The sequence below is a fragment of the Phenylobacterium sp. 58.2.17 genome (assembly GCF_026411515.1).
In the GTDB taxonomy this organism is placed as follows: Bacteria; Pseudomonadota; Alphaproteobacteria; order Caulobacterales; family Caulobacteraceae; genus Phenylobacterium.
In genome coordinates, this window is sequence record NZ_JAPMTQ010000013.1 from 39,712 (window position 1) to 59,930 (window position 20,219).

At 69.6% G+C, this 20,219-nt stretch carries 15 protein-coding genes; 7 read left to right on the top strand and 8 right to left on the bottom strand.

The annotated features are described in order from the left end of the window. The first annotated feature begins 140 nt into the window (after positions 1-140). The 5 genes from OUA97_RS11040 to OUA97_RS11060 all read left to right on the top strand — a co-directional run bounded on the left by OUA97_RS11040 (position 141) and on the right by OUA97_RS11060 (position 6,274). The gene (locus OUA97_RS11040) at positions 141-1,139 is read left to right on the top strand and encodes an AraC family transcriptional regulator (RefSeq protein ID WP_267231942.1); all 999 of its coding nucleotides are present in this window, start codon (positions 141-143) and stop codon (positions 1,137-1,139) included. A gap of 68 nt (positions 1,140-1,207) precedes the next feature. Beyond that, positions 1,208-1,669, top strand: a complete 462-nt coding sequence (locus tag OUA97_RS11045) for a hypothetical protein (protein WP_267231943.1) — start codon at positions 1,208-1,210, stop codon at positions 1,667-1,669. Positions 1,670-1,778: 109 nt separating this feature from the next. Next, entirely contained in the window at positions 1,779-3,932 is a 2,154-nt protein-coding gene (locus tag OUA97_RS11050; RefSeq protein WP_267231944.1) for a TonB-dependent receptor, read from the top strand. Further along, a complete protein-coding gene (locus OUA97_RS11055) occupies positions 3,932-5,026 on the top strand; it encodes a PepSY-associated TM helix domain-containing protein (RefSeq protein WP_267231945.1) in 1,095 nt (364 codons plus the stop codon). Before OUA97_RS11050 ends, OUA97_RS11055 begins: the two co-directional genes overlap by 1 nt. 78 nt (positions 5,027-5,104) lie before the next feature. After that, positions 5,105-6,274: an MFS transporter gene (locus OUA97_RS11060; protein WP_267231946.1), complete on the top strand. Its 1,170-nt coding sequence runs from the start codon at positions 5,105-5,107 to the stop codon at positions 6,272-6,274. A 61-nt stretch (positions 6,275-6,335) separates the two neighbouring features. Here OUA97_RS11060 and OUA97_RS11065 read toward each other — a convergent pair whose 3' ends face one another. From OUA97_RS11065 to recF, 4 genes are all read right to left on the bottom strand, one after another. Next, complete coding sequence (locus OUA97_RS11065; protein WP_267231947.1) at positions 6,336-6,893, bottom strand: hypothetical protein; 558 nt, start codon at positions 6,891-6,893, stop codon at positions 6,336-6,338. Between the two features lie 93 nt (positions 6,894-6,986). Next, positions 6,987-7,484 carry a hypothetical protein gene (locus tag OUA97_RS11070; protein ID WP_267231948.1) on the bottom strand — a complete coding sequence of 166 codons (498 nt, stop codon included), beginning with the start codon at positions 7,482-7,484 and terminating at the stop codon, positions 6,987-6,989. A gap of 271 nt (positions 7,485-7,755) precedes the next feature. Beyond that, positions 7,756-10,182: a DNA topoisomerase (ATP-hydrolyzing) subunit B gene (gene gyrB / locus OUA97_RS11075; protein ID WP_267231949.1), complete on the bottom strand. Its 2,427-nt coding sequence runs from the start codon at positions 10,180-10,182 to the stop codon at positions 7,756-7,758. Then, on the bottom strand, positions 10,179-11,321 hold the full coding sequence (recF, locus tag OUA97_RS11080; protein WP_267231950.1) for a DNA replication/repair protein RecF: 1,143 nt from the start codon (positions 11,319-11,321) through the stop codon (positions 10,179-10,181). Before recF ends, gyrB begins: the two co-directional genes overlap by 4 nt. 91 nt (positions 11,322-11,412) lie before the next feature. Between recF and OUA97_RS11085 the strand changes: the two genes are divergently transcribed. Then, on the top strand, positions 11,413-12,981 hold the full coding sequence (locus OUA97_RS11085; protein WP_267231951.1) for a TonB family protein: 1,569 nt from the start codon (positions 11,413-11,415) through the stop codon (positions 12,979-12,981). Positions 12,982-12,993: 12 nt separating this feature from the next. On the opposite strand, the gene dnaN is transcribed toward OUA97_RS11085, so the two are convergent. The 4 genes from dnaN to OUA97_RS11105 all read right to left on the bottom strand — a co-directional run bounded on the left by dnaN (position 12,994) and on the right by OUA97_RS11105 (position 18,792). Further along, on the bottom strand, positions 12,994-14,112 hold the full coding sequence (dnaN, locus tag OUA97_RS11090) for a DNA polymerase III subunit beta (RefSeq protein ID WP_267231952.1): 1,119 nt from the start codon (positions 14,110-14,112) through the stop codon (positions 12,994-12,996). Between the two features lie 130 nt (positions 14,113-14,242). Continuing rightward, complete coding sequence (locus OUA97_RS11095; protein ID WP_267231953.1) at positions 14,243-15,190, bottom strand: retroviral-like aspartic protease family protein; 948 nt, start codon at positions 15,188-15,190, stop codon at positions 14,243-14,245. A 243-nt stretch (positions 15,191-15,433) separates the two neighbouring features. Then, positions 15,434-16,561 (bottom strand): serine hydrolase domain-containing protein, encoded by a 1,128-nt coding sequence (locus tag OUA97_RS11100; RefSeq protein ID WP_267231954.1) that lies wholly within the window; start codon positions 16,559-16,561, stop codon positions 15,434-15,436. Further along, positions 16,558-18,792, bottom strand: a complete 2,235-nt coding sequence (locus OUA97_RS11105; protein ID WP_267231955.1) for a TonB-dependent receptor — start codon at positions 18,790-18,792, stop codon at positions 16,558-16,560. The genes OUA97_RS11100 and OUA97_RS11105 overlap by 4 nt, the downstream gene beginning before the upstream one ends. A 166-nt stretch (positions 18,793-18,958) precedes the next feature. Here OUA97_RS11105 and OUA97_RS11110 point away from each other — a divergent pair, with 166 nt between their 5' ends. After that, positions 18,959-20,218: a TetR/AcrR family transcriptional regulator gene (locus OUA97_RS11110; RefSeq protein WP_267231956.1), complete on the top strand. Its 1,260-nt coding sequence runs from the start codon at positions 18,959-18,961 to the stop codon at positions 20,216-20,218. Position 20,219 lies beyond the last annotated feature (1 nt).

Here is a 20,219-nt window from a genome sequence, read left to right on the forward strand (position 1 = left end):
ACCGCTTTATCCAATTTGGGTTCCCCTTGGGGAAGGCAAGGGGAGGGCGGGCGGAAACGACGATCGCGAGGTGACGGCGCGCGCCCCATTGTTGATATTGCGCGCCAATGATGGCCGCTCGGCCTGGCGGGTGAAGTCGAATGTCGGCGCTGACGATCGCCTCGGTCTGGATCAATGCGGTGCTCGACGGCCTGGTCCGCGAGGGACTGGAGCGCGCCGCCCTGACCCAGGGGCTGCGCGGAGTCGTCGACGGGCGGGCGCCGGACGCGGGTCAGGTCGAGGTCGGCCTGGCGCGACGCATCTGGCGACGGGCGCGGGCGCTCAGTGACGACCCGCTGCTGGGCCTGAAGGTCGGCTCGCGGCTGCCGGTTCAGGCCGCCAACGTGGTCAGCGTGGTTCGGGCCCACAGCGGGACCTTCGAGGAATCGCTGCGCCACATGGCCCGCTACCAGGTGCTGCTCAGCGACAGCGGGCGGTTCACGCCGACCGCGCGGGAGGGCGGCGGCCTGCGCTTGACGTACGAGCCGAGCAAGGCGGCCGTCGGCATCGACCCGCTGCAGATCGACTCGGTGGTGGCCGCCGCCGCTGGCCGCCGGCCGCGTCCGGTCCTGGTGCAGCTGGTCGGGCGCGCCGAGGTCGATCCCGCCCCGTTTGCGGACCTGCTCGGCTGTCCGGTGCGCATGGGCGCGGCGGCGGCGACCATCGACTTCGACGCCGCCGCCCTGGCCACGCCGATCCCAGGCGCCGACCCGGCCCTGCGCGACCTCAACCTGGCCTATGCCGAGTCCCTGCTGGCCGGTCGCCGGCGGATGGACGGCCTGCGCCACAACGTGCGCGCGGCGATCGGCAAGCTGGGGCCCGGCGCGGCCGACGTGCCGTCGGTGGCGGCCGAGGTGGGATGCTCGCCGCGCACCCTGCAGCGGCGGTTGGCGCAGGCGGGGACCAGCTTCAAGACGCTGCTCGAAGGCTATCGCATGGAGGAGGCGCTGATCCTGCTGGTCGAATCCCAGGCCAGCGTCGCCCAGATCAGCCGGCTGCTCGGCTATTCGCAGACCAGCGCCTTCTCGCGGGCGGTCGCGCACTGGTGGGGGACTTCGCCGCGCGCCCTGCGCCAGGCGAGGGGCGTTCCACTGCGCTGACGAATTGCAGCCGGGCCGCGATGCCCTTCAGGGTTGCCGAACGGCGGTCTTCGGGTTCAACTGCCGCCATGGGATGGTCGCAGCGGCAGGGTGTGCTGGACTCGCAGGCCGGTCAGATCATCAATCTGATCGGCTTGATGCTGGTCATCCTGGCCGTTCCGGCTCTGACGATCTACGAAACCTGGTCAGAACAGGCGGCCATGCGCCGGGCCTGGAACATCGCCGGCCCTGCATGTCCTGTCGTCGAGGCCTCGCCGACCCTGTTCGGAGCCAAGGGGCCCAAGGCTTTCGAGTATGGGGATATCCGCTTCGAGCGGCGGTTCGGCCACGTCAGCTGCGTGGCCCCGGCCAAGCGCGGCATGGTCGGCGGCGAGGTCTATCGGGTCTGCCAGTTCAGCGCCCCGGCGGCGCTGGCCGTGACGACAGGCGGACGCACCAGTCTCTACAAGCCCGGCGTCGGCCAACGCGCCACGGTCACCGTCCGCGACGGCCAGGTCAGCTGCGTCGTCGGCGGCTGGTTCACCGGCTGACCCCCCGCGACACCTCGCCCCGACGGGGCGTGCAGAAGTCTGTTGAGAGTAAGTCGCATTTGCCGCTATAGAGCGCGGCTCAAACAGACACAGTGCGTTCGGGGATCTGATGACGGTTATCGGCGGAGCGCGGATCGCGCGCGCAGGCTTGGCGACGGGCGCCAGCCTGCTGGCCCTGACGATCGCGGGCGTGGCCCAGGCGCAGGACGCCAGGGGCGCAACCGAGGTCTCGGAACTGGTGATCACCGCCGCGCGCACGACCCTGCCGGCCAGCGCCCTGCCGATGACGGTGGATGTGGTCGACTCCGAGGACCTGGCCCAGCAGGTGTCGATCAGCGGCTCGATCGTCGATGCGGTGTCGTCGTTGTCGCCGTCGTTCTCGCCGACCCGCCAGAAGCTGTCGGGCAGCGGCGAAACCCTGCGCGGCCGCTCGCCGCTCTACGCCATCAACGGCATTCCGCAGTCGACCCCGATCCGCGACGGGTCGCGCGACGGCTTCACCATCGACGCCTTCTTCATCGACCACGTCGAGCTGATCTATGGATCCAACGCCCTGCAGGGCATCGGCGCGACCGGCGGGGTGGTCAACCAGGTCACCGTCGGCCCGCCGAAAGAGGACGGCCTGTCGGGCCGGGTCCTGGTCCAGGCCAGCACCGACGCCCAGGCGCACGGCGACGGCCTCGGCTGGAAGACCGCGGGCCTCGGCGCCTGGCGCAGCGGCGCCTTCGACGCGACGCTCGGCCTCGCCTACGAGGCGCGCGGCGCCTTCTATGACGGCCATGGCGCCCGCATCGGCGTCGACAACACCCAGGGCGAAATCCAGGATTCCACCAGCACTTCGATCTTCGGCCGCTTCGGCTGGCAGATCGACGACAGCCTGCGCCTGGACCTGATCGCCAACCGCTTCGAGCTGAAAGGCGACGGCGACTATGTGATCGTGGCCGGCGACCGCACGAAGAACCGCCCGGCCAGCTCGATGCGCGGCTCGCCCGAAGGACGCACCGCGGCCAACCGCGTCGAGACCGTGTCGCTGGCCCTGACCGACGACGATCTGTGGGGCGGCGATCTTAACGCCCAGCTGTTCTACAACCGCTCGCGCGATACCTTCGGCGGCGACCGCAGCGCCACGTTCCAGGACGTGCGTCTGGCCCCGCTCGGCACGCTGTTCGACCAGTCGTCCAACGAATCCGAAAAGTTCGGCGCCCGCGCCAGCTATGAGCGCGAAGTGCCGTTCGTGCCCGGACTGAGGGGCACGCTGGGCCTCGACACCCTGCGTGACGAAACCGCCCAGACCCTGATCGCCACCAATCGCGTCTGGGTGCCGCCGACCGAGTTCCGCAGCGTCGCGCCGTTCGTACAAGCCAACCTGGCCCTGTTCGGCGACAAGGTGCACCTGGCCGGCGGCGCCCGCTACGAGTCGGTGACCCTGAAGGTCGGCGACTACACGACCCTGGCGACCTACGGCTCGCGCGCGGTCGGCGGCGGCGAGCCGAGCTTCGACGCCACCCTGGTCAACGGCGGCATCGTCGTGACCCCGATCCAGGGCCTGCGCCTCTACGCCAGCTATGCCGAGGGCTACACTGTTCCCGACGTCGGCCGCATCCTGCGCGGGGTGAACCGCGACGGCGTCGACGTCGACAGCTTCCTCGACATCAGCCCGGTGGTTTCCGACAACCAGGAGATCGGCGCGGAGTGGAAGTACGGCCCGATCGAGGCCAGCGCCGCGTACTTCTGGTCGACGTCCAAGCTCGGCCAGCTGCTGGTGCTGAACCCGGCCACCAACGTCTACGACGTGCAGCGTCAGCGCGTAGAGATCGAGGGCGTGGAGCTGAACGTCTCGGCCAGGACCCCTGTGCCTGGGGTGAGCGTCAACGCCGGCTACGCCAAGCTCAAGGGCCGCGCCGACAGCAACGGCGACGGCAGTGTCGACATCGACCTGGACGGCGCCAACATCTCGCCCGACCGCTTCAACTTCGCGCTGATCTACCAGGACGGCCCGCTGTCGGCGCGGCTGCAGAGCCAGTCCTACCTGGAGCGCAGTTTCGAGGGCGCCGATCCGCGAAACAGCTTTGGCGGCTACACCCTGGTCGACGCCTCGGTCCGCTACGAGGCGGGCTTCGGCGACGTGTTCTTCAGCGTCCAGAACCTGATGGACGAGTACTATCTGAGCTACGCATCCGACACGAGCAACGCGACCGACAACCTGCGCTACTTCGCGGGCCGCGGTCGGGTCTTCACGCTCGGCCTGGAGCGCAAGTTCTGATGCCGACCCTGAGGCTCCTGCACCGGTGGGCCGGAGGCCTGGTGGGTCTCTTCCTGGCGGTGCTCGGCCTCTCGGGGGCGTTGCTGGTGCACAAGGACGACTTCCTGGGCGCCACCCTGCCGCACGCCGCCGATCCGCAGGTGCAGGACGCAGCAAGCATCGCCGCGGCGGCCGAAAAGATCTTCGCGGGGCCGGACGCGCCGCGCTCGATCATCCTGGCCAGCGAGCGGATGGGCCTGCATCGGCTGAACTATGTCGACGCCGACCGCGGCGCCTATGCCGATCAGAGCGGCGAGATCGTCGCCTCCTGGACGTCCAAGTGGGAGCGGCCGGAGATCTGGCTGTTCGACCTGCACCATCACCTGCTGACCGGCGACGCCGGCGAACTGGCCGCTGGGATCATGGCGCTGGTCGGGCTCGGCTTCGTGGTCACCGGGATGATCCTCTGGTGGCCGGCGCGGCGGTTGTTCGCCTTGCGCGCCTGGCCGGCGAACATGAGCCGCAACGCCGTGGTGCGCCAGCACCGCGACCTCGGCGTCGTGACCGCGCCGCTGCTGTTCGTCTCGATGCTGACCGGGGTGATGATGACCTTGCCTGTCGTCGAGGATCTGCTGCTGGCGCCGTTCACGTCGCCCGCGGCGATGGCCGCCGCCGCCAAACCGCCGGGCGAAAAGGGCGGCCCGCTCGCCGCCGACCTCGATGTCGACGCCCTGCTGGCGAGCGCCCGGGCCAGGTATCCCGATGGCGAGCTGCGGATCATCAGCCTGCCGACCAAGCCGGGCGGGCTGATCTCTCTGCGCCTGCGTCAGCAGGCCGAATGGCTGCCGAACGGACGGACCATGTTCTGGTTCGATCCGGCCGACGGACGGCTGCTGGCCAGCCGCGACGCCCAGGCGATGCCGCTGGGCCTACGGATCGCCAACGCCGAGTATCCGATCCACGCGGCGAAGGTCGGCGGCCTGGCCTACCGGCTGGTGATGAGCGTCTCCGGCCTGGCCCTGGCGCTGCTCGGCTCGCTGGCGGTCTGGACCTTCTGGGCCGGGCCAAAGACCCAGAAGCGCAAGCGGCGCGCGCCGGTCGCCAAGGCGGCCTGACGCGGATTCGGCCGGTCGGGCGAACCGTGCTCGCAAATGTCTGGCGGGCGGTATGTTCGCGCGGCTAAGCTGGTCGCCATGAACCCGCGCATTTTTGTCCTGACCATGGTGACGTTCGCGTTCGGGTCGGGCGCCTTCATCTTCGCTGGCCTGCTGGAAGCGCTGGCCGCGGACCTTGGCGTCACCACCGCCGTGGCCGGGCAGCTGCAGACGGTGTTCGTGCTGACCTCGGCGGTGCTGGGGCCGGTGGCGGCCTGGCTGTTCGCGCGGGTCGACCGCAAGGTGATGGTGATCGCGGGCCTCAGCCTCGGCCTGGTGCTGCACATCGCCTGCGCCCTGACCCCGAACTTCGAGGCGCTGATGGTTTTGCGCGCCCTGGCGGGCCTGGCCGGGGCCATGTCGGGGCCCGCGGCCAGCGTCGCGGCCGCCTCGCTGGCACCGCCGGATCGGCGCGGATCGGCCCTGGCCATGGTGTCGGGCGGCATGACCCTGGCCTTCGTGGTCGGCATTCCGATCGGCAGCGTGGTCGGCGACCTGTTCGGCTGGCGCGCGACGTTCGTGACCGCCGCCGTGCTGTCGGCGATCGCCCTGGCCGGGGTGCTGCTGTTCCTGCCGCGGGTGCCGGCGCCGCCCAAGCGCGCTGGCGGCAGCCTCGACCTGCCGGCGATCTGGCCGCTTTACCTGACCACCTTCCTGGCCTTTGCGGCCAACATGACCCTGAACCTCTACATCGCCCCGATCGTGCGGGTCGGGGCCGGCGTCACCGGCGCGGGGGTCGGCGCCTTCCAGTCGATGATCGGCTTTGGCTCCATCGTCGGCCTGTGGCTGGGGGCGCGGGCCGCCAACCGAGACCTCGGGCGCAGCTGGATCCTGATCGGCTTTGCGATCCAGGCGACGGCGATGAGCATCCACTTCGCCGCCACCCACCAGGTCGCGCCGGCCGGCTGGCCCAGCGCCGCCCTGGTCGCCCTGGGGATCTTCGTGGCTGCGACGGCGCTGTTCTCGATCACGCCGGTGATCCAGTCGCGGCTGATCGCGATGACCGAGGGCGCGCCAGTCGCCCTGGCGCTCAACGGTTCGGTGATCTCGGTCGGCCAGGCGCTGGGCTCGGCCATGGGCGGACTGGCGCTGGCGACCTACGGCGTGCCGGCGATCCCCGGCGCGGCGCTGACCATGTCGCTGCTGGCGCTGGCCACCCTGGCCTTCGTGTTCCCGAGACCGAAGCCGACCCTTGCGCCGAAGCCGTAGGATCTGTTGCAGCGTGCGATGAGAGAACCGGAGGGGCGAGCCCCTCCGGCAGTGGTTAGCCCTAGTGCCTCAGTTCGCGGGCGCCGGCCATTCGCCGGGCCCGACCGCGACGCATGGCCTTTTGACCGACCAGGAAGCGCACCAGTTGGCGATCATCGTCGTCATCCTCGATGCCTTCGCTCTCGTCCTCGTCTCTGCGCTCGCTGAGCACGTGGGCCAGGACCAGTCGGCGCAGACGCCGCCGGCGCCTGGGGCCCCCGACCAGGACTTGAGCCAGGCGCCGATCCTCATCGCCGCCTTCCTCATCCTCGATGCCCTCGTCCTCGTCTTCGTCGCCGCGTTGACGGAGCATCTGGGCGAGCACCAAGCGACGCAGACGCCGCTTGCGCACGGCTCCGCCGACCAGCAGGCGAGCGAGGGTATGATCCTCGTCGCCGCCTTCATCTTCATCGATGCCTTCGTACTCGTCGTCGGCTTCGGCTCCACGCTTGTCGCTGATGAGACGGGCGATCAGCAGCCGCCGCATGCGCTTGCGGCCCCGTACCTTGCCGCCAGCGAGCAGGCGGGCGATGTCGTCGATGTCTCTGCCATTGCCATCGTAATTGGTGTCAAACGTCATCGAGTGCTCCTCGTGTGTTTGCTTACAGGCCGCGTCAAAAGGCACGCTGTCCGGACGGCGCGGTTAGCTTCATCCCCGACTTGACGTGAGTGACTAGTGGTCGGCGCCGGCGTCCGAGGCTCGGTCGCGGCTCGCGGCTCGCTCGATCAGCGTGCCCACGATCGCGGGGCTCAAGACATCGAACTGGGTTAGACGCTTGGCCGCGCTTTCAGCAATTAGCGAACGCAACAGCATCCGCGACAGCTCGGCGTCCTCTTCGGACTCCGGAGTTTCGTCGCCCCGGGCCTGCTGGTCCAGAACGCAGGCGACGCCAGCTTCGAACGCCCGTTCAACGATGTCTCTCAATGTCGCTTCGGGCTTCAGCTCGGACAGGCGGGCGCGCTCTTCATCGGAAAGTTCCCGGCGATCGCCGGAGGCGTCCATGCTCTCGATGCTGATCACCCGCCCCGTGCCAGGATCGACGTTAATGGATAGGAGCGGTGCGAGCGCCTGTTCAGACGATCCGGCGGCGGCTTTTTTCCGGCCCGTCGTGGTTGAAGATTCCGCGGCGAAAGAGGGATGTTCGTCGATTGGGGACACGGTGACCTCCATGCCTTTCCCCCGATGTCAGCATGCTACGCGCCCGATGTGCGCCGGTCTCCTAGGTTCATTGCCCGCGGGTAGGACCCCCGGCCCGTCGCAGGGGGGAGCATCAGTCGACGCGCGTCGAAGACCGCACGGTACGGATGACGACGTGTTCGATCCGGCGAGACTGGGGTCACGGTCGGCCGCCGTCTCCTTCACGCCAGACATGGCGCAGAACTGCGCAGCGGCCGCGGCCGCCCGCCGCGAAGCTAGGCTTTCGAGCGCGCTGAATGCGGCCCTAGACGTCGACTTCGGCGTCTAGGGCGTTTTCCTGAATGAACTCGCGGCGCGGCTCGACCAGGTCGCCCATCAGGCGGGTGAACATGTCGTCGGCGTCGTCGGCGTGGGTCACCTTGACCTGCAGCAGGGTGCGCGCGTCGGCGTCGAGCGTCGTCTCCCACAGCTGGTCGGGGTTCATTTCGCCCAGCCCCTTGTAGCGCTGGATCGACAGGCCGCGGCGACCGGCCTCCATCACCGCGTTGAACAGGTCCAGCGGGCCGCGAACGGTGGCGGTCTTGTCCTTGCGGGTGAAGGTCGCGACGCCGTCGAAGGTCTCGACCATGGCGGCGGCGCGTTCCGACAGGCGGCGCGCGTCGGCCGCATGCAGCAGCAGGTCGTCGAGCACGATTCGCTCGGACACGCCGCGCTTGATCCGCGAGAACACGTAGCCGCCCGTGGCGGCTTTTTCGCCGTTCCAGGTCCCGTCGCCTTCCTCGGCGTAGAGATCCATGCGCTTGGCCGCCTTGGCCAGGTCGCCGCCGTCCTCGGCCAGCAGGCCGGCGATGGCGGCCTGTTCGATGGCGAAGGCCGGGGCGCGGGCCGACAGGCGTTCAATGTTGGCCTTGGCGCCGCGGGCGCTTTGGACCAGGGCGAGCAGGTCGGCGCCCACCAGGCGTTCGCCGGTCGACAGGTCGAGCGCCGCGCCCTCGACGCCTTCGTCGATCAGGTAGTTTTCGAGCTCGGTGTCGTCCTTCAGGTAGCGCGACTGACGGCTCTTGGTCGCCTTATAGAGCGGCGGCTGGGCGATATAGAGGTAGCCGCGCTCGATCACCTCCGGCATCTGCCGGTAGAAGAAGGTCAGCAGCAGGGTCCGGATGTGGGCGCCATCGACGTCGGCGTCCGTCATGATGACGATCTTGTGGTAGCGCAGCTTGTCGATGTTGAAGTCGTCGCGGCCGATGCCGGCGCCCAGCGCCGTGATCAGGGTGCCGATCTGGTCGGACGACAGCATCTTGTCGAAGCGCGCGCGCTCGACGTTCAGGATCTTTCCGCGCAGCGGCAGGATGGCCTGGTTCTCGCGGTTGCGGGCCTGCTTGGCCGAGCCGCCGGCGGAGTCGCCCTCGACCAGGAAGACTTCCGACTTGGCCGGATCCTTCTCCGAGCAGTCGGCGAGCTTGCCGGGCAGCGAGGTGATGTCGAGCGCCGACTTGCGGCGGGTCAGTTCGCGGGCCTTGCGCGCGGCTTCGCGGGCGGCGGCGGCCTCGGCGATCTTCTGGACGATCAGCTTGGCCTCGTTCGGGTGTTCTTCGAACCAGGTGCTGACGCCTTCCGACACCAGGCTTTCGACCGCGGGGCGCACCTCCGAGGAGACCAGCTTGTCCTTGGTCTGCGACGAGAATTTCGGGTCCGGAACCTTGACCGAGAGCACGCAGGTCAGGCCCTCGCGGGCGTCCTCGCCCGACAGCGAGACCTTCTCGCGCTTGGTCGCGCCCGAGCTCTCGGCGTAGCCGGTGATGATGCGGGTCAGGGCCGAGCGGAACGCCGCCAGGTGGGTGCCGCCGTCCTTCTGCGGGATGTTGTTCGTGAAGCAGAGGACGTTCTCGTGGTAGCCGTCGTTCCACCAGAGCGACAGGTCCAGTTCGACATTGTCCTTCTTGCCGCGGACCACGATCGGGGTCTTCAGCAGCGGCGTCTTGGCCTTGTCCAGGTGGCGCACGAACGCCTCGATGCCGCCCTCGTAGTGCAGCAGCTCGACGAAGGGCTCGGCCTCGCGGTTGTCCTTCAGCCAGATGGTGACGCCGGAGTTCAGGAAGGCCAGCTCGCGCAGGCGATGCTCCAGGGTCTTCCGGTCGTATTCGATGAAGGCGAAGGTCTCGGTCGAAGCCATGAAGGTGACCTCGGTGCCTGACAGCGGCTCGCCGTTCTCACGCAGGGGCGCGTCGCCGGTGACGACCAGAGGCGAGACCGCGTCGCCACGGCGGAATTCCATCTCGTAGGCCTTGCCGCCGCGATAGATCTTCAGGCGCAGCCAATCGGACAGCGCGTTGACGACGGAGACGCCGACGCCGTGCAGGCCGCCGGAGACCTTGTAGGAGTTCTGGTCGAACTTACCGCCGGCGTGCAGCTGGGTCATGATGACCTCGGCCGCAGAGACGCCTTCGCCCTCGTGGATATCCACGGGAATGCCGCGGCCGTCGTCAGTGACGGTCACCGAGCCGTCGGCGTTCAGGATCACTTCGACGCGGCTGGCGTAGCCGGCCAGGGTCTCGTCGATGGCGTTGTCGACCACCTCGTAGACCATGTGGTGCAGGCCAGAGCCGTCGTCGGTGTCGCCGATGTACATGCCGGGCCGCTTGCGCACCGCATCCAGGCCCTTCAGGACCTTGATGGACTCTGCGCCGTACTCGGCCTGCCCGTTGGTTTCGCCTTGGGTTTCGTCGGTCATACCGTATCCAGAATCGCCAGGTTCGAGCCGTCCACATGGACGCCCTGGGCCCGGCCCTTCAAATCCTCGAAGAGATGCTCGTCCGTTCCGGTCAGGAACGCCTGCAGCTTGAGCGCCTCGATTTCGTCGAAGAGCGCGGCCCGCCTGCGACGGTCCAGATGCGCTGCGACTTCATCCAGCAACAATATAGGGTTTGGAGCCGATTCTGCACGCGAAAGACGCGCCGCTTGGCCCAAAACCAGGTTCAGAATCAGGGCTTTCTGCTCGCCAGTGGAGCACTCTGCCGCCGGACGGTCCTTTTCGGCGTGGATGACGGCCAGATCGCCGCGGTGCGGACCGGTCAGGGCGCGGCCGGCGGCGGCGTCGCGCTCGCGGGCGGCGGCCAGGGCGCGGGCCAGGCGGGCCTCGATTTCCTCGGCCTTGAGCCCCTCCGCGGCCATCCGCTCCCAGTCGCCGGTCAGCGACAGCCGGGCCTGCGGGAACGGCCGGTCGCCGCGGCTGTCGATCTCGGCCTGTAGCGCCGCCAGGGTGCGGGCGCGGGCCTCGGCCATCAGCGCCCCGGCTTGCGCCATCCTGGCCTCCAGCGCCGTCAGCCACGCTGCGTCGGCCGGGCCGTCGTTCAGCAGCCGCATGCGCTCGCGCTGGGACTTCTCATAGGCGCTGGCGTGAGCCGCGTGGCCCGGCTCGGCGGCGAACACCAGCCGGTCGAAGAACCGGCGGCGGTCGCCGGCGCCCTCCAGGAACAACCGGTCCTGGGCCGGGGTCAGCCAGACTTGGCGTTGGTGGTCGGAAAGCCGGCCGGGCGGGACCGGCTCGCCCTCCAGCCGCACCGCGCGCCGCGCCGCGCCGGCGCTTTCGATCCCCGTGCCGATGCGCACCGGCTCGCCGTCCTGCTCGATGACGGCGGCGACCGCCCAGGCGCGGCCCTGGGCCTCGCCGGGCCGGCGGCGGCCGAGTTCGGCGCCGACCGCGCCGCGCAGGCCACGGCCCGGGGTGAACAGGCTGACCGCCTCCAGGAAGTTGGTCTTGCCGGCCCCGTTCGGCCCGACCAGGAACACCGGTCGCCCATCCAGGGCGAGCTCGGCCCGCTCGTAGGAGCGGAAGTCCGTCAGGGTCAGGCGGGTGAAGGCGGTGGTCACCGCCGCCTCATAGCCGGTTTCGCGAGCCGGGGCGAAGGCTTGAGCGCGGTGGCGGATCGACTAGGCTGCGCGCGGAAGTTGCGGGGGCGCGATGCGGTCAGTTCGGGTATGCGCGGCGGCGTTTTGCGCGTTGATGTGGGGTGGGGCGGCGGGCGCGGCGCCGCCCGCGCCGGTCATCACCAATCCCGACTGGCTGGAGCGGCCGAGCTCCCAGGATGTGGCGGCCCTCTATCCCAAGTTGGCGATGGCCATGTCGATCACCGGCCGCGCCGCGGTGGCGTGCCAAGTTGATTCCTACGGGACCTTGGAAGGCTGCAAGATTGAAAGCGCCTCGCCGACCGGGCAGGGCTTCGGCGAGGCGGCGCTGGCCCTGACTTCTAAGTTCCGGATGAAGCCCAAGACAGTGGACGGGCGGGCGGTCGCTGGTGGCGACGTGCGCATTCCGATCCGGTTCATACTGCCGGCCTCGAAGCCGATGCCCGCACCGCGCCCGCCGGCCTCGCCGCGCGCACTTGCGGCCGCCCGCCGGATCTCGGCGATCCTCTTCAGCGAGGTCAATATTGCGGCCGCAACGGACGACGCGATCGGCAAGATGGAGGTCAGCGGCCCAGGCGTGGACGCCGAGACGGTTGCAGCGGCCAAGGTCGCCGTCGCCGCTGGCATGGCGGCTGGCCGGGACTATGTGCTCAAGACGGCGCCGGAAATCTATGCCGACCTGTTCACGGCGCCGGAACTCGAGGGCATCGCGTCCTTTCTGGCGACGTCCGCCGGGCGCACTGCGGCCTCGGCGCGGCTCGCCGAAAGTCAGCAGCTTCGCGACGTCGGGATGGCGACGGGCGGCGAAATTCGCCGCATGGCGCGCATCGAGTTCTGCCGCGCCCGCGACTGCCAGGAGACGCCTGCGCTGCAAGACCTGCGGAGCGTCCAGGACGACGCCGCGATCACTCGGCCCGAGTGGAGCGAGGAGCCCTCGCCGAAGGCGCGATGGGGCGCGTATCCGGGGGTGGGCAAGGTGCTCGCTATCGGAGGCTACGCTGTTCTCAAGTGCCGGGTCGACGACATGGGGCTGCTGGCGGGATGCCAAGTGGTGGTCGACAGTCCGAAAGGCCTGGGGTTTGGCGACGCGGCCCTATCGTTGGCCCCCGCCTACAGATTGGCGCCGAGCCTGATGGCGCAAGGCGCGGCGGGAGAGCCGATCCTCGTCTTCTCCCCGTTCCCGGTGCTGCGCCTGCCGGACGCGGCGAGCGCTGCACGCTTGCCGCTGACCCAATCGCTCGCCGCCCTGCAACTGGCCAAGGACGAGGCCGATGATGTTCGGGCCAGGGGCCGGGCGAAGTTCGCGGGCGCGCTGACCGAGGACGGGATGGCGACTTCGCCGCCCGAGGCCGCCGCCGCGGCGACCGAAGCCTTGCTGAACGCCTATGACAGCTGGTTCGCGACCTTGCTCGACAATGCCGCGGCCGCCTATGCGCAGGTCTATTCCGAGGACGAGTTGCGTCAGTTGCTGGCCTTTCGGCGCAGCCCTGCCGGCCGCGCCTGGACCGCCAACGAGCAGGCCCTGACCGCAGCGTTCGCCGTCGAAGCTGAAGCCGCCGCCGTCATCGGCGCGGCGCAGGCCCGCAAGACGTTCTGTGCGGAGCGTCAGTGCGAGCCCAGCTGAACGCTGCGGGGCCTAGACCCGCAGCGGCATCAGCACGTACTGGACGTCGGCGTCGACGGGGTCGATCACCAGGGCCGGGTCGTTCGGGCCGCCGAAGCGGAACTCGGCGGTCTCGCCGGCGATCTGGTCGGTGACGTCGAGCAGGTAGCGGGCGTTGAACGACAGCTCGAAGGCCTCGCCGTTGTAGTCGACTTCCAGCTCCTCGACCGCCTGGCCGGCTTCCATGTTGCGGACGGTCAGGATGATCCGGCCCGGCTCGATGGCCATGCGCACCGAGCGGCTCTTCTCGGCCGAGATGGTGGCGACGCGGTCGACCGCCTTGGCGAACAGCTTGTTGTCGACCAGCATGATGCGGTCGTTGCCCTGCGGGATCACGCGGCTGTAGTCGGGGAACGAGCCGTCGATCACCTTGGACGTCAGGGCCGCGCCGTTGAAATCCAGGCGGATCTTCTGGGGGCTGACCTGCAGGTCGACGTTCTCGCCGGCGTCCTCGAGCAGGCGGCGGGCCTCGCCGATGGTCTTGCGCGGAACGATGACGCCGGGCGTGCCGGCCGAGCCCTCGGGGGCGATCATCTCGGCCAGGGCCAGGCGGTGGCCGTCGGTGGCCACGGCGCGCAGCTTCTGAACGCCGCCGTCCACGACCGTGTGCAGGTAGAGGCCGTTCAGGTAGTAGCGGGTCTCTTCGGTCGAGATCGCAAAGCGGGTCTTGTCGATCAGCCGGATCAGGTCGCCGACGTCGACGCTGACGCGGCTGGAGAGGCCATCCGAGGACATCACCGGGAAGTCGCCGGCCGGCAGCACCGGCAGGTTGAACCGCGAGCGGCCCGCAGCCACGGTCAGGCGCGGGTCCTCGCCGGTGAACGACAGCGAGACGTCGGCGCCCTCCGGCAGCTTGCGGACGATCTCGTATAGGGTGTGGGCCGGGGCGGTGATCTGGCCCGGCTGATCGACCTGGGCCAGCGCCTCGTCGATGATCTCCATGTCGAGGTCGGTGGCTGAGAAGGTCAGCCGGTCGCGCTCCGCCGACAGGAGGACGTTTGAAAGGATCGGGATGGTGTTGCGGCGCTCGACCGCGCTCTGCACGTGACCCAGCGCCTTCATCAGCGCCGCCCGTTCAATCGTAAGCTTCATGTTCCGGTCCGAATCTCTCCAAGCGCCGACGCAGGCCGCGCCGCCGCCCCCTGTGCTGGAGGGACTTGGGACATTAGCCGAAATGCGGCCGGGTTAAAGGGGGCGAAACCATCAGAACGGGGGAAACCCTTCAGGCGCTGGCGATATCGAAGCGCACGGCCGAGCGGCCGAAGTCGACCGAGACGGTTTCGAACTGGGTCAGGAGGTCGATGCCGAGCATGATCGTCGGGGTTTCGTGCAGGTCCCAGAGCTTGAAGATCGGCATGTCCGAGAACACCACCGGCACGTTGCCCAGGTTCAGGCCGCCCAGGCGGATGAACGGCAGGTAGAGCTGCTCGCCGCTGAACCGCTCGCCGGCGATGGAGATCAGCCCGACATGGGTGGCGCGCTGGCCGGCGGCGGGATCCAGGCGCATGATCAGTCGCCGGAGCGCGGCGTTGCCGAGCGAGAACTGCGAGCCGGAATCGATCATCGCGCTGATGGAGCGGCCGCTGATGTCGGCGTCGACGATGGTCAGCTGACCGGACTTGCGGCGGGCCGGCACCACGACCTTGCCCTTGGCGCTGGCCTCCTGCCGCGACTTGGTGATTTCCAAGGTGTTGCCGGCGAATCCCATGACCAGCCGCTGGCCCTTCAGCCAGTCGATTCCGAGCACCCCGTCGATGTCGAAGGACGACATCGGCAGCACCGGCGCCTGGACCTTCTTGCGCACGCGGGTCCCGATTTCGAGCCGGTCGAGCACGACGCTCGGGCGGCCGCGGCGCCCGACGATGGTGTGCACCTGCAGCTCGCGGCCGGCCGGCAGGGCGAGCTTGCCGGCCAGCTCGGACGACACGCAGGAGACGTTGGCGCCGGTGTCGACCATGAAGCGATAGGGACCCAGGCCGTTGATCGTCACCGGGGCGGTGATGTGCTCGAAAAGCTGCCGGGTGATGGCGATGGAGGTGGGTTCATCGTCAGGTTCTACGGCCGGCGCCTCAGGAACCTGCCCGAAGACCGGCGGCGCGGCGAACAACAGGCCACCGGCGGCGGCGAGCCTGCCGAGCGCGAGGCGGCGAGTCTGCGACCCGACCAGCACGTTCTGCTCCCTGATGTTCCGGCGAAGCCTACGCCCGATACGGGAAACCGTCAATTTTTCTAGAGACTTAGCGCCGCCCCAGGGTTGTGGCGGGCGAAGCGGGCGCCGCAGCCCGCGGGCGGGCTGGGCGCGGCGCCCCGCCAACCGGCGGCGCCTGGCTGCGGAGGGGCTATCGGCAGCCATCGGCAGGCGTTGCGCAAACCTGCCGATGGCGTCCAGCAACCTGCCGCCGGGTGGCGATCCTCAGGCCGCGGCGGTCAGGCCCTCGTAGGCGGCGGCGATCAGGGCGACGTCGCGCGGGTCGCCGACCAGGTCGGTCCCCATGCGGTTCATCGTGTAGGCCAGCGCCGCCTTGCGCCCCGGATCGACCATGGCGAACGAGCCGCCCCACCCGGAGTGGCCGAAGGTGGCCGGCGAGGGGCCGTAGAGCCCGTCGGTGTTGAGCAGGAAGCCCGCGCCCCAGCGGGCCGGCACGCCGAGTACTTCATCGACGCCGCTGATCCGCAGCTGCGTCGCCTGGGCCAGGGTCTGCGGCGACAGCAGCCGGCCGGCCGCCACCTCGCCGAACAGCCTGGCCAGCGAGCGAGCGTTGGAAAAGCCGTTGGCCGAGACCAGTTCGCAGGCGCGCCAGGCGGCGGTGTTCGGCAGCAGCGGCTCGATGACCGGATTGGTGTAGGCCGCCACCTGCGAGGGGTTGAGGTCGGCGGCCATGTTCGAGGTCGCCAGCTCTGGCGGGGCGATCATTTCGGCGCGGCGCGCCTCCTGCGAGGCCGGCAGGCCGAGGCTGAGGTCGAGGCCGAGCGGGCCGGCCAGCTCCTCGGCGACGAAGGCGGTCAGGCTGCGGCCCTCGATGCGGCGGAACAGTTCGCCGGCCAGCACGCCGATCGAGATGGCGTGGTAGCCGGAGCGCGAGCCCGGCGGCCACAGCGGCTCGGTGGCGGCGAGCCGCGCAGCGGCGGTCTCCAGGTCGTAGAAGTCCTCGACCACGGCCGGGTCGCGGAAACTGCACAGCCCGGCCTGGTGCGACAGCAGCATGGCGATGGTGACGCCGTCCTTGCCGTGGGCGGCGAACTGCGGCCACCAGCGGGCGACGAGGTCGTCATAGGCGCAGGCGCCGCGCTCGACCAGCATGGCGAAGCAGAGCGCGCCCACCGCCTTGGTCGTCGACCAGACGTTGACCACCGAGTCGGCGGCCCAGGGGCGGGCGCCGGCGGCGTCGAGGCTGCCGGCCCAGAGGTCGACGACGGGACGTCCGTCGATCACCAGGGAGAGCGCCGCGCCGACGTCGCCGCGGTCGGCGAAGTTGCGTTCGAACTCGGCCGCCAGGGCGGCGAAGGCGGGATCGGCGGAGCCGTGGATCTGGATGCTCATTGGAAAGCCTTGGAGACGGTGAGGCCGTAGGTGCGCGGGGCGCCGTAGACGCGGAAGCCGAAGCCGAGGGGCAGGTTGTTCACCCCCTGGGTGACGTATTCCTCGTCGGCGAGGTTCTTGCCCCAGACGGCGATTTCCCAGTCGTTCGGCAGGGCGACGCTGGCCCGCGCGTTCCACACCCAGTAGGCGTCGGTGGCGATCAGCGGGTCGTTGAGCGCGTCCTTGAACATGTCGTCGGCGTAGCGGCCGTCGACCTGCACCCGGCCGACAGCGTCCTGGCCGAGGTCGAAGCTGTAGGCGGCAGAGACCGTGAAGCTGACCTCGGGCGCGTCGGGGAGCTTGTTGCCCTTGGGCACGTCGCCAGCGGAGGAGGCGAAGGCGCCGAGCTCGGTGCTCAGAAGGCCGAGGCCCGCCACGAGATCGAGGCCGGGCAGCGCGGCCGGCGACCAGGTCGCATCGAGGTCGAGGCCGTAGATCGAGGCCTCGTCGACATTGCCCAGCCGCTGGATCGGCAGGCCGCCCGAGGTGTCGCGGATGAAGGTCTGCACATCGGAATAGTCATAGAAGAAGGCGCTGGCCGACCAGGAGAGGCCAAGCTCCGGCAGCCGCTGCTTCACCCCGACCTCGTAGTCGATCAGGGTCTCGGGTTCGTAGGGCTGGAGCTGGGCGGTGGTGGTGGCCACGCCCGAGAAGAAGCCGCCGCTCTTCACCCCCTGGCTGATCGAGCCGTAGACCAGGGTCAGCGGGTCGGGCTTCCAGTTCAGGCCGAGCTTCCACGACCAGTTGGTGTCGTCGATGGTCTCGTCGATGAAGGCGAGCGTCACCGGGCCGGCGCCGCAGGGGACCATGGAGAGGAAACTGGCCGGGCAGTTCGGGACCAGATCGAGGTCGCCGCCGACATTGGCCTTTTCCTCCCAGGTGTAGCGCAGGCCGGCGACCAGGCTGAGGCCCTCGGCGAAGCGCCATTCGAGGTTGCCGAAGGCGGCGGCCGACTTGGCGGTCTGGTCGGTGAAGGTCAGGAGCGTGGTGTTGAACAGGTCCTGCAGCGAGCCGTCATAGGTCATCTTCACCCGGTCGCGGGAGGCGAAGACGCCGACGATCCAGTCGGTCTGCTCGCTGGTCCCGGAGAGCCGCAGCTCCTGGGAGACCTGGCTGATCTTGTCGCGCTCGACGAAGTCGGTCTGGCGATAGGGGCCGCCGTCGGTGTCGGCGCCCCACTGGCGCTTGAAGTCGACATAGCCGGTGATCGAGGTCAGGTCCGCCCAGCCGAGGTCGGCGGTCAGTCGCACCGTGGCCGCGCGCTGGTCGACGTCATAGGTCGGATCGACCGACCAGGCGCCGGCGAAGGGATCGCCGTCCGTGTCGGTATAGCCCTGGAAGTCCATGCAGGCCGGCGAGCCGGGGCAGATCAGGCCGGCGGGCGCGCCGGGCGGGGTCAGGGCGCCGAAGAACTCCGGGCCGCCGACCTCGGAGCGGCCCTTCTGGACCTCGAGCTTGACCAGGACCTCGAGGTCCTCGGTGGCCGCCCACAGCGCCTGGGCGCGGGCCATCCCGACCTCGCGGCGGCCGATGTCGCGGCCAAGCAGGCGGTTGTCGAAGAAGCCCTCGTCCTGCTTCACCGCCTTGCCCGCGAAGCGCAGGGCGAAGCTGTCGGAGACCGGCAGGTTGAGCATGCCCTCGATCTCGGCGGTCTGATAGTCGCCGTAGCCGACGGCCAGGCGGCCGGCGGTTCCGCCGAAGCTCGGCTTGGCGGTGACGATGTTGATCGCGCCGGCGGTCGAGTTGCGGCCGTAGAGCGTGCCCTGCGGCCCCTTGAGCGCCTCCATCCGCTCCAGGTCGAACAGGTCGAAGTTCATCAGCGCCAGCGAGCTTAAGTAGACCTCGTCGACATAGACGCCGGCGCTGGGATTGTTGGTCGCCGAGAAGTCGTTGAGGCCGACGCCGCGGATGGTCACCACCGGCAGCACGCCGGGCATGTTCTCCTTGATGTCGACGTTGGGGGTGAAGGCGACGAGGTCGCTGACCTGGGCCACGCGGCGGTCGGCCAGCTCCTGGGCGCCGACCACGGCGACGTTCAGGCCGACGTCGAGGGTGTCCTGGGTCCGCTTCTGGGCGGTGACGGTGACCGCCTCGATCTCGACCGGATCGGCGGCCTTTGCGGCCCCCGCGCTCATCGCCAGGACCGCCGCCCCGGCCAGCAGCCGCGCGCGCATGCGTCCGCAATCGCTCATCGTTTTCCTCCCCGCAGATCGGCGTCGCTCGTTGGCGGGCCGTTTTTCGACACTTGAGTTTGGCGGGATAACGACACGACCAAATCGAGCCGTCAAGAAACTTCGACACTTGCGTATGTCTGGTGTACGGATTGACGAAGGACGACGGAGGCGCGACGAACGGCCGATGACGGGCGCTGGCGATCAGGGGGGCGGCAAACCGGCGCGCAAGCGCGCGGCCAAGCGCGACCTGCTGTTCGCCGAAGCGGCCCGCGAGATCAACGCCATGGGCGCCGGCGGCATCGTGATCAACGACGTGGCCGAGCGCGTCGGCCTGTCGCGCAACGCCCTCTACTACTATGTCGCCGACCGCGCCGACCTGGTGTTCGGCGCCTACCAGCGGGCCTGCGAGGCGAACGCCGACGATCTGGCCGCCGCGGCCGAGGCCAGCGAGGATCCCCGCGAGCGGCTGCGCGCGCTGGTCGAGACGCAGCTGGCCTATGAGCGGCCGCCGCAGGCGGTGCTGAGCGACGTCGACTTCCTGCCCGACGCCCAGCGGCGGGTGATCCGCGAGCTGCAGGCGCGCAACGCGGCGCGGCTGTGCGGCTGGCTGGAGGACGGGGCCGCGGCGGGGATCCTGCGGCCCTGCAACAGCGAGATCGCCGCCCAGGCCCTGATCGGGATGATCTCGTGGGGGCGGCTGTCGGCCGGCTGGCTCGGCTATCGCGACGGGCGCGCGGCGCGCCGCCGGATCGCCGGCGCCATCGTCGAACTGATGCTGCACGGGTTCGCCGCCGGGCCGCGCGAGACGCCGCTATGCGCCCTGGACATCGAGGCGCTGACCGCGCGCTCGTTCAACGCCTTCGACCGCCAGCAGACCAACGAGATCAAGATCGCCCAGCTGATCGCGGCGGCCTCGCGGCTATTCAACCAGCGTGGCATCGACGGCGCCTCGCTCGACGACATCGGGGCCGAGGTCGGGGCCACCAAGGGCGCGGTCTACCACTATTTCGACGATAAGGCCGACCTGGTGACCCGCTGCTACCGGCGCGCCTTCGAGCTCTACGACCTGATCATGGACACCGCCGTCGAGCAGGGCCGCGACGGCTTCGACAAGGCGCTGATCGCCCTGCACCTGAACGTCCAGGCCCAGGCGGGGCCGGCCTCGCCGCTGATGCTGCAGCCGGGGCGGCTGGCCCTGGCGGAAAGCGACCGGGCGGCCTTCGAGCGCGCCAGCCAGCGGCTGCGGATGACCTCGAACCGCAGCCTGCGCCAGGGGATCGCCGACGGCTCGGTGCGGCCCTGCGACTCTGTGTTCGTCGGCGAGGTCTCGGCCGGGATCTTCCTCTGGCTGCCGAAATGGCTGCCGGCCAACTACCCGCTCAGCCCGCGGCAGATCGCCGACGAGGTCTGCGACGTGATCGCGTATGGGCTGGCGAAGGGGTAGG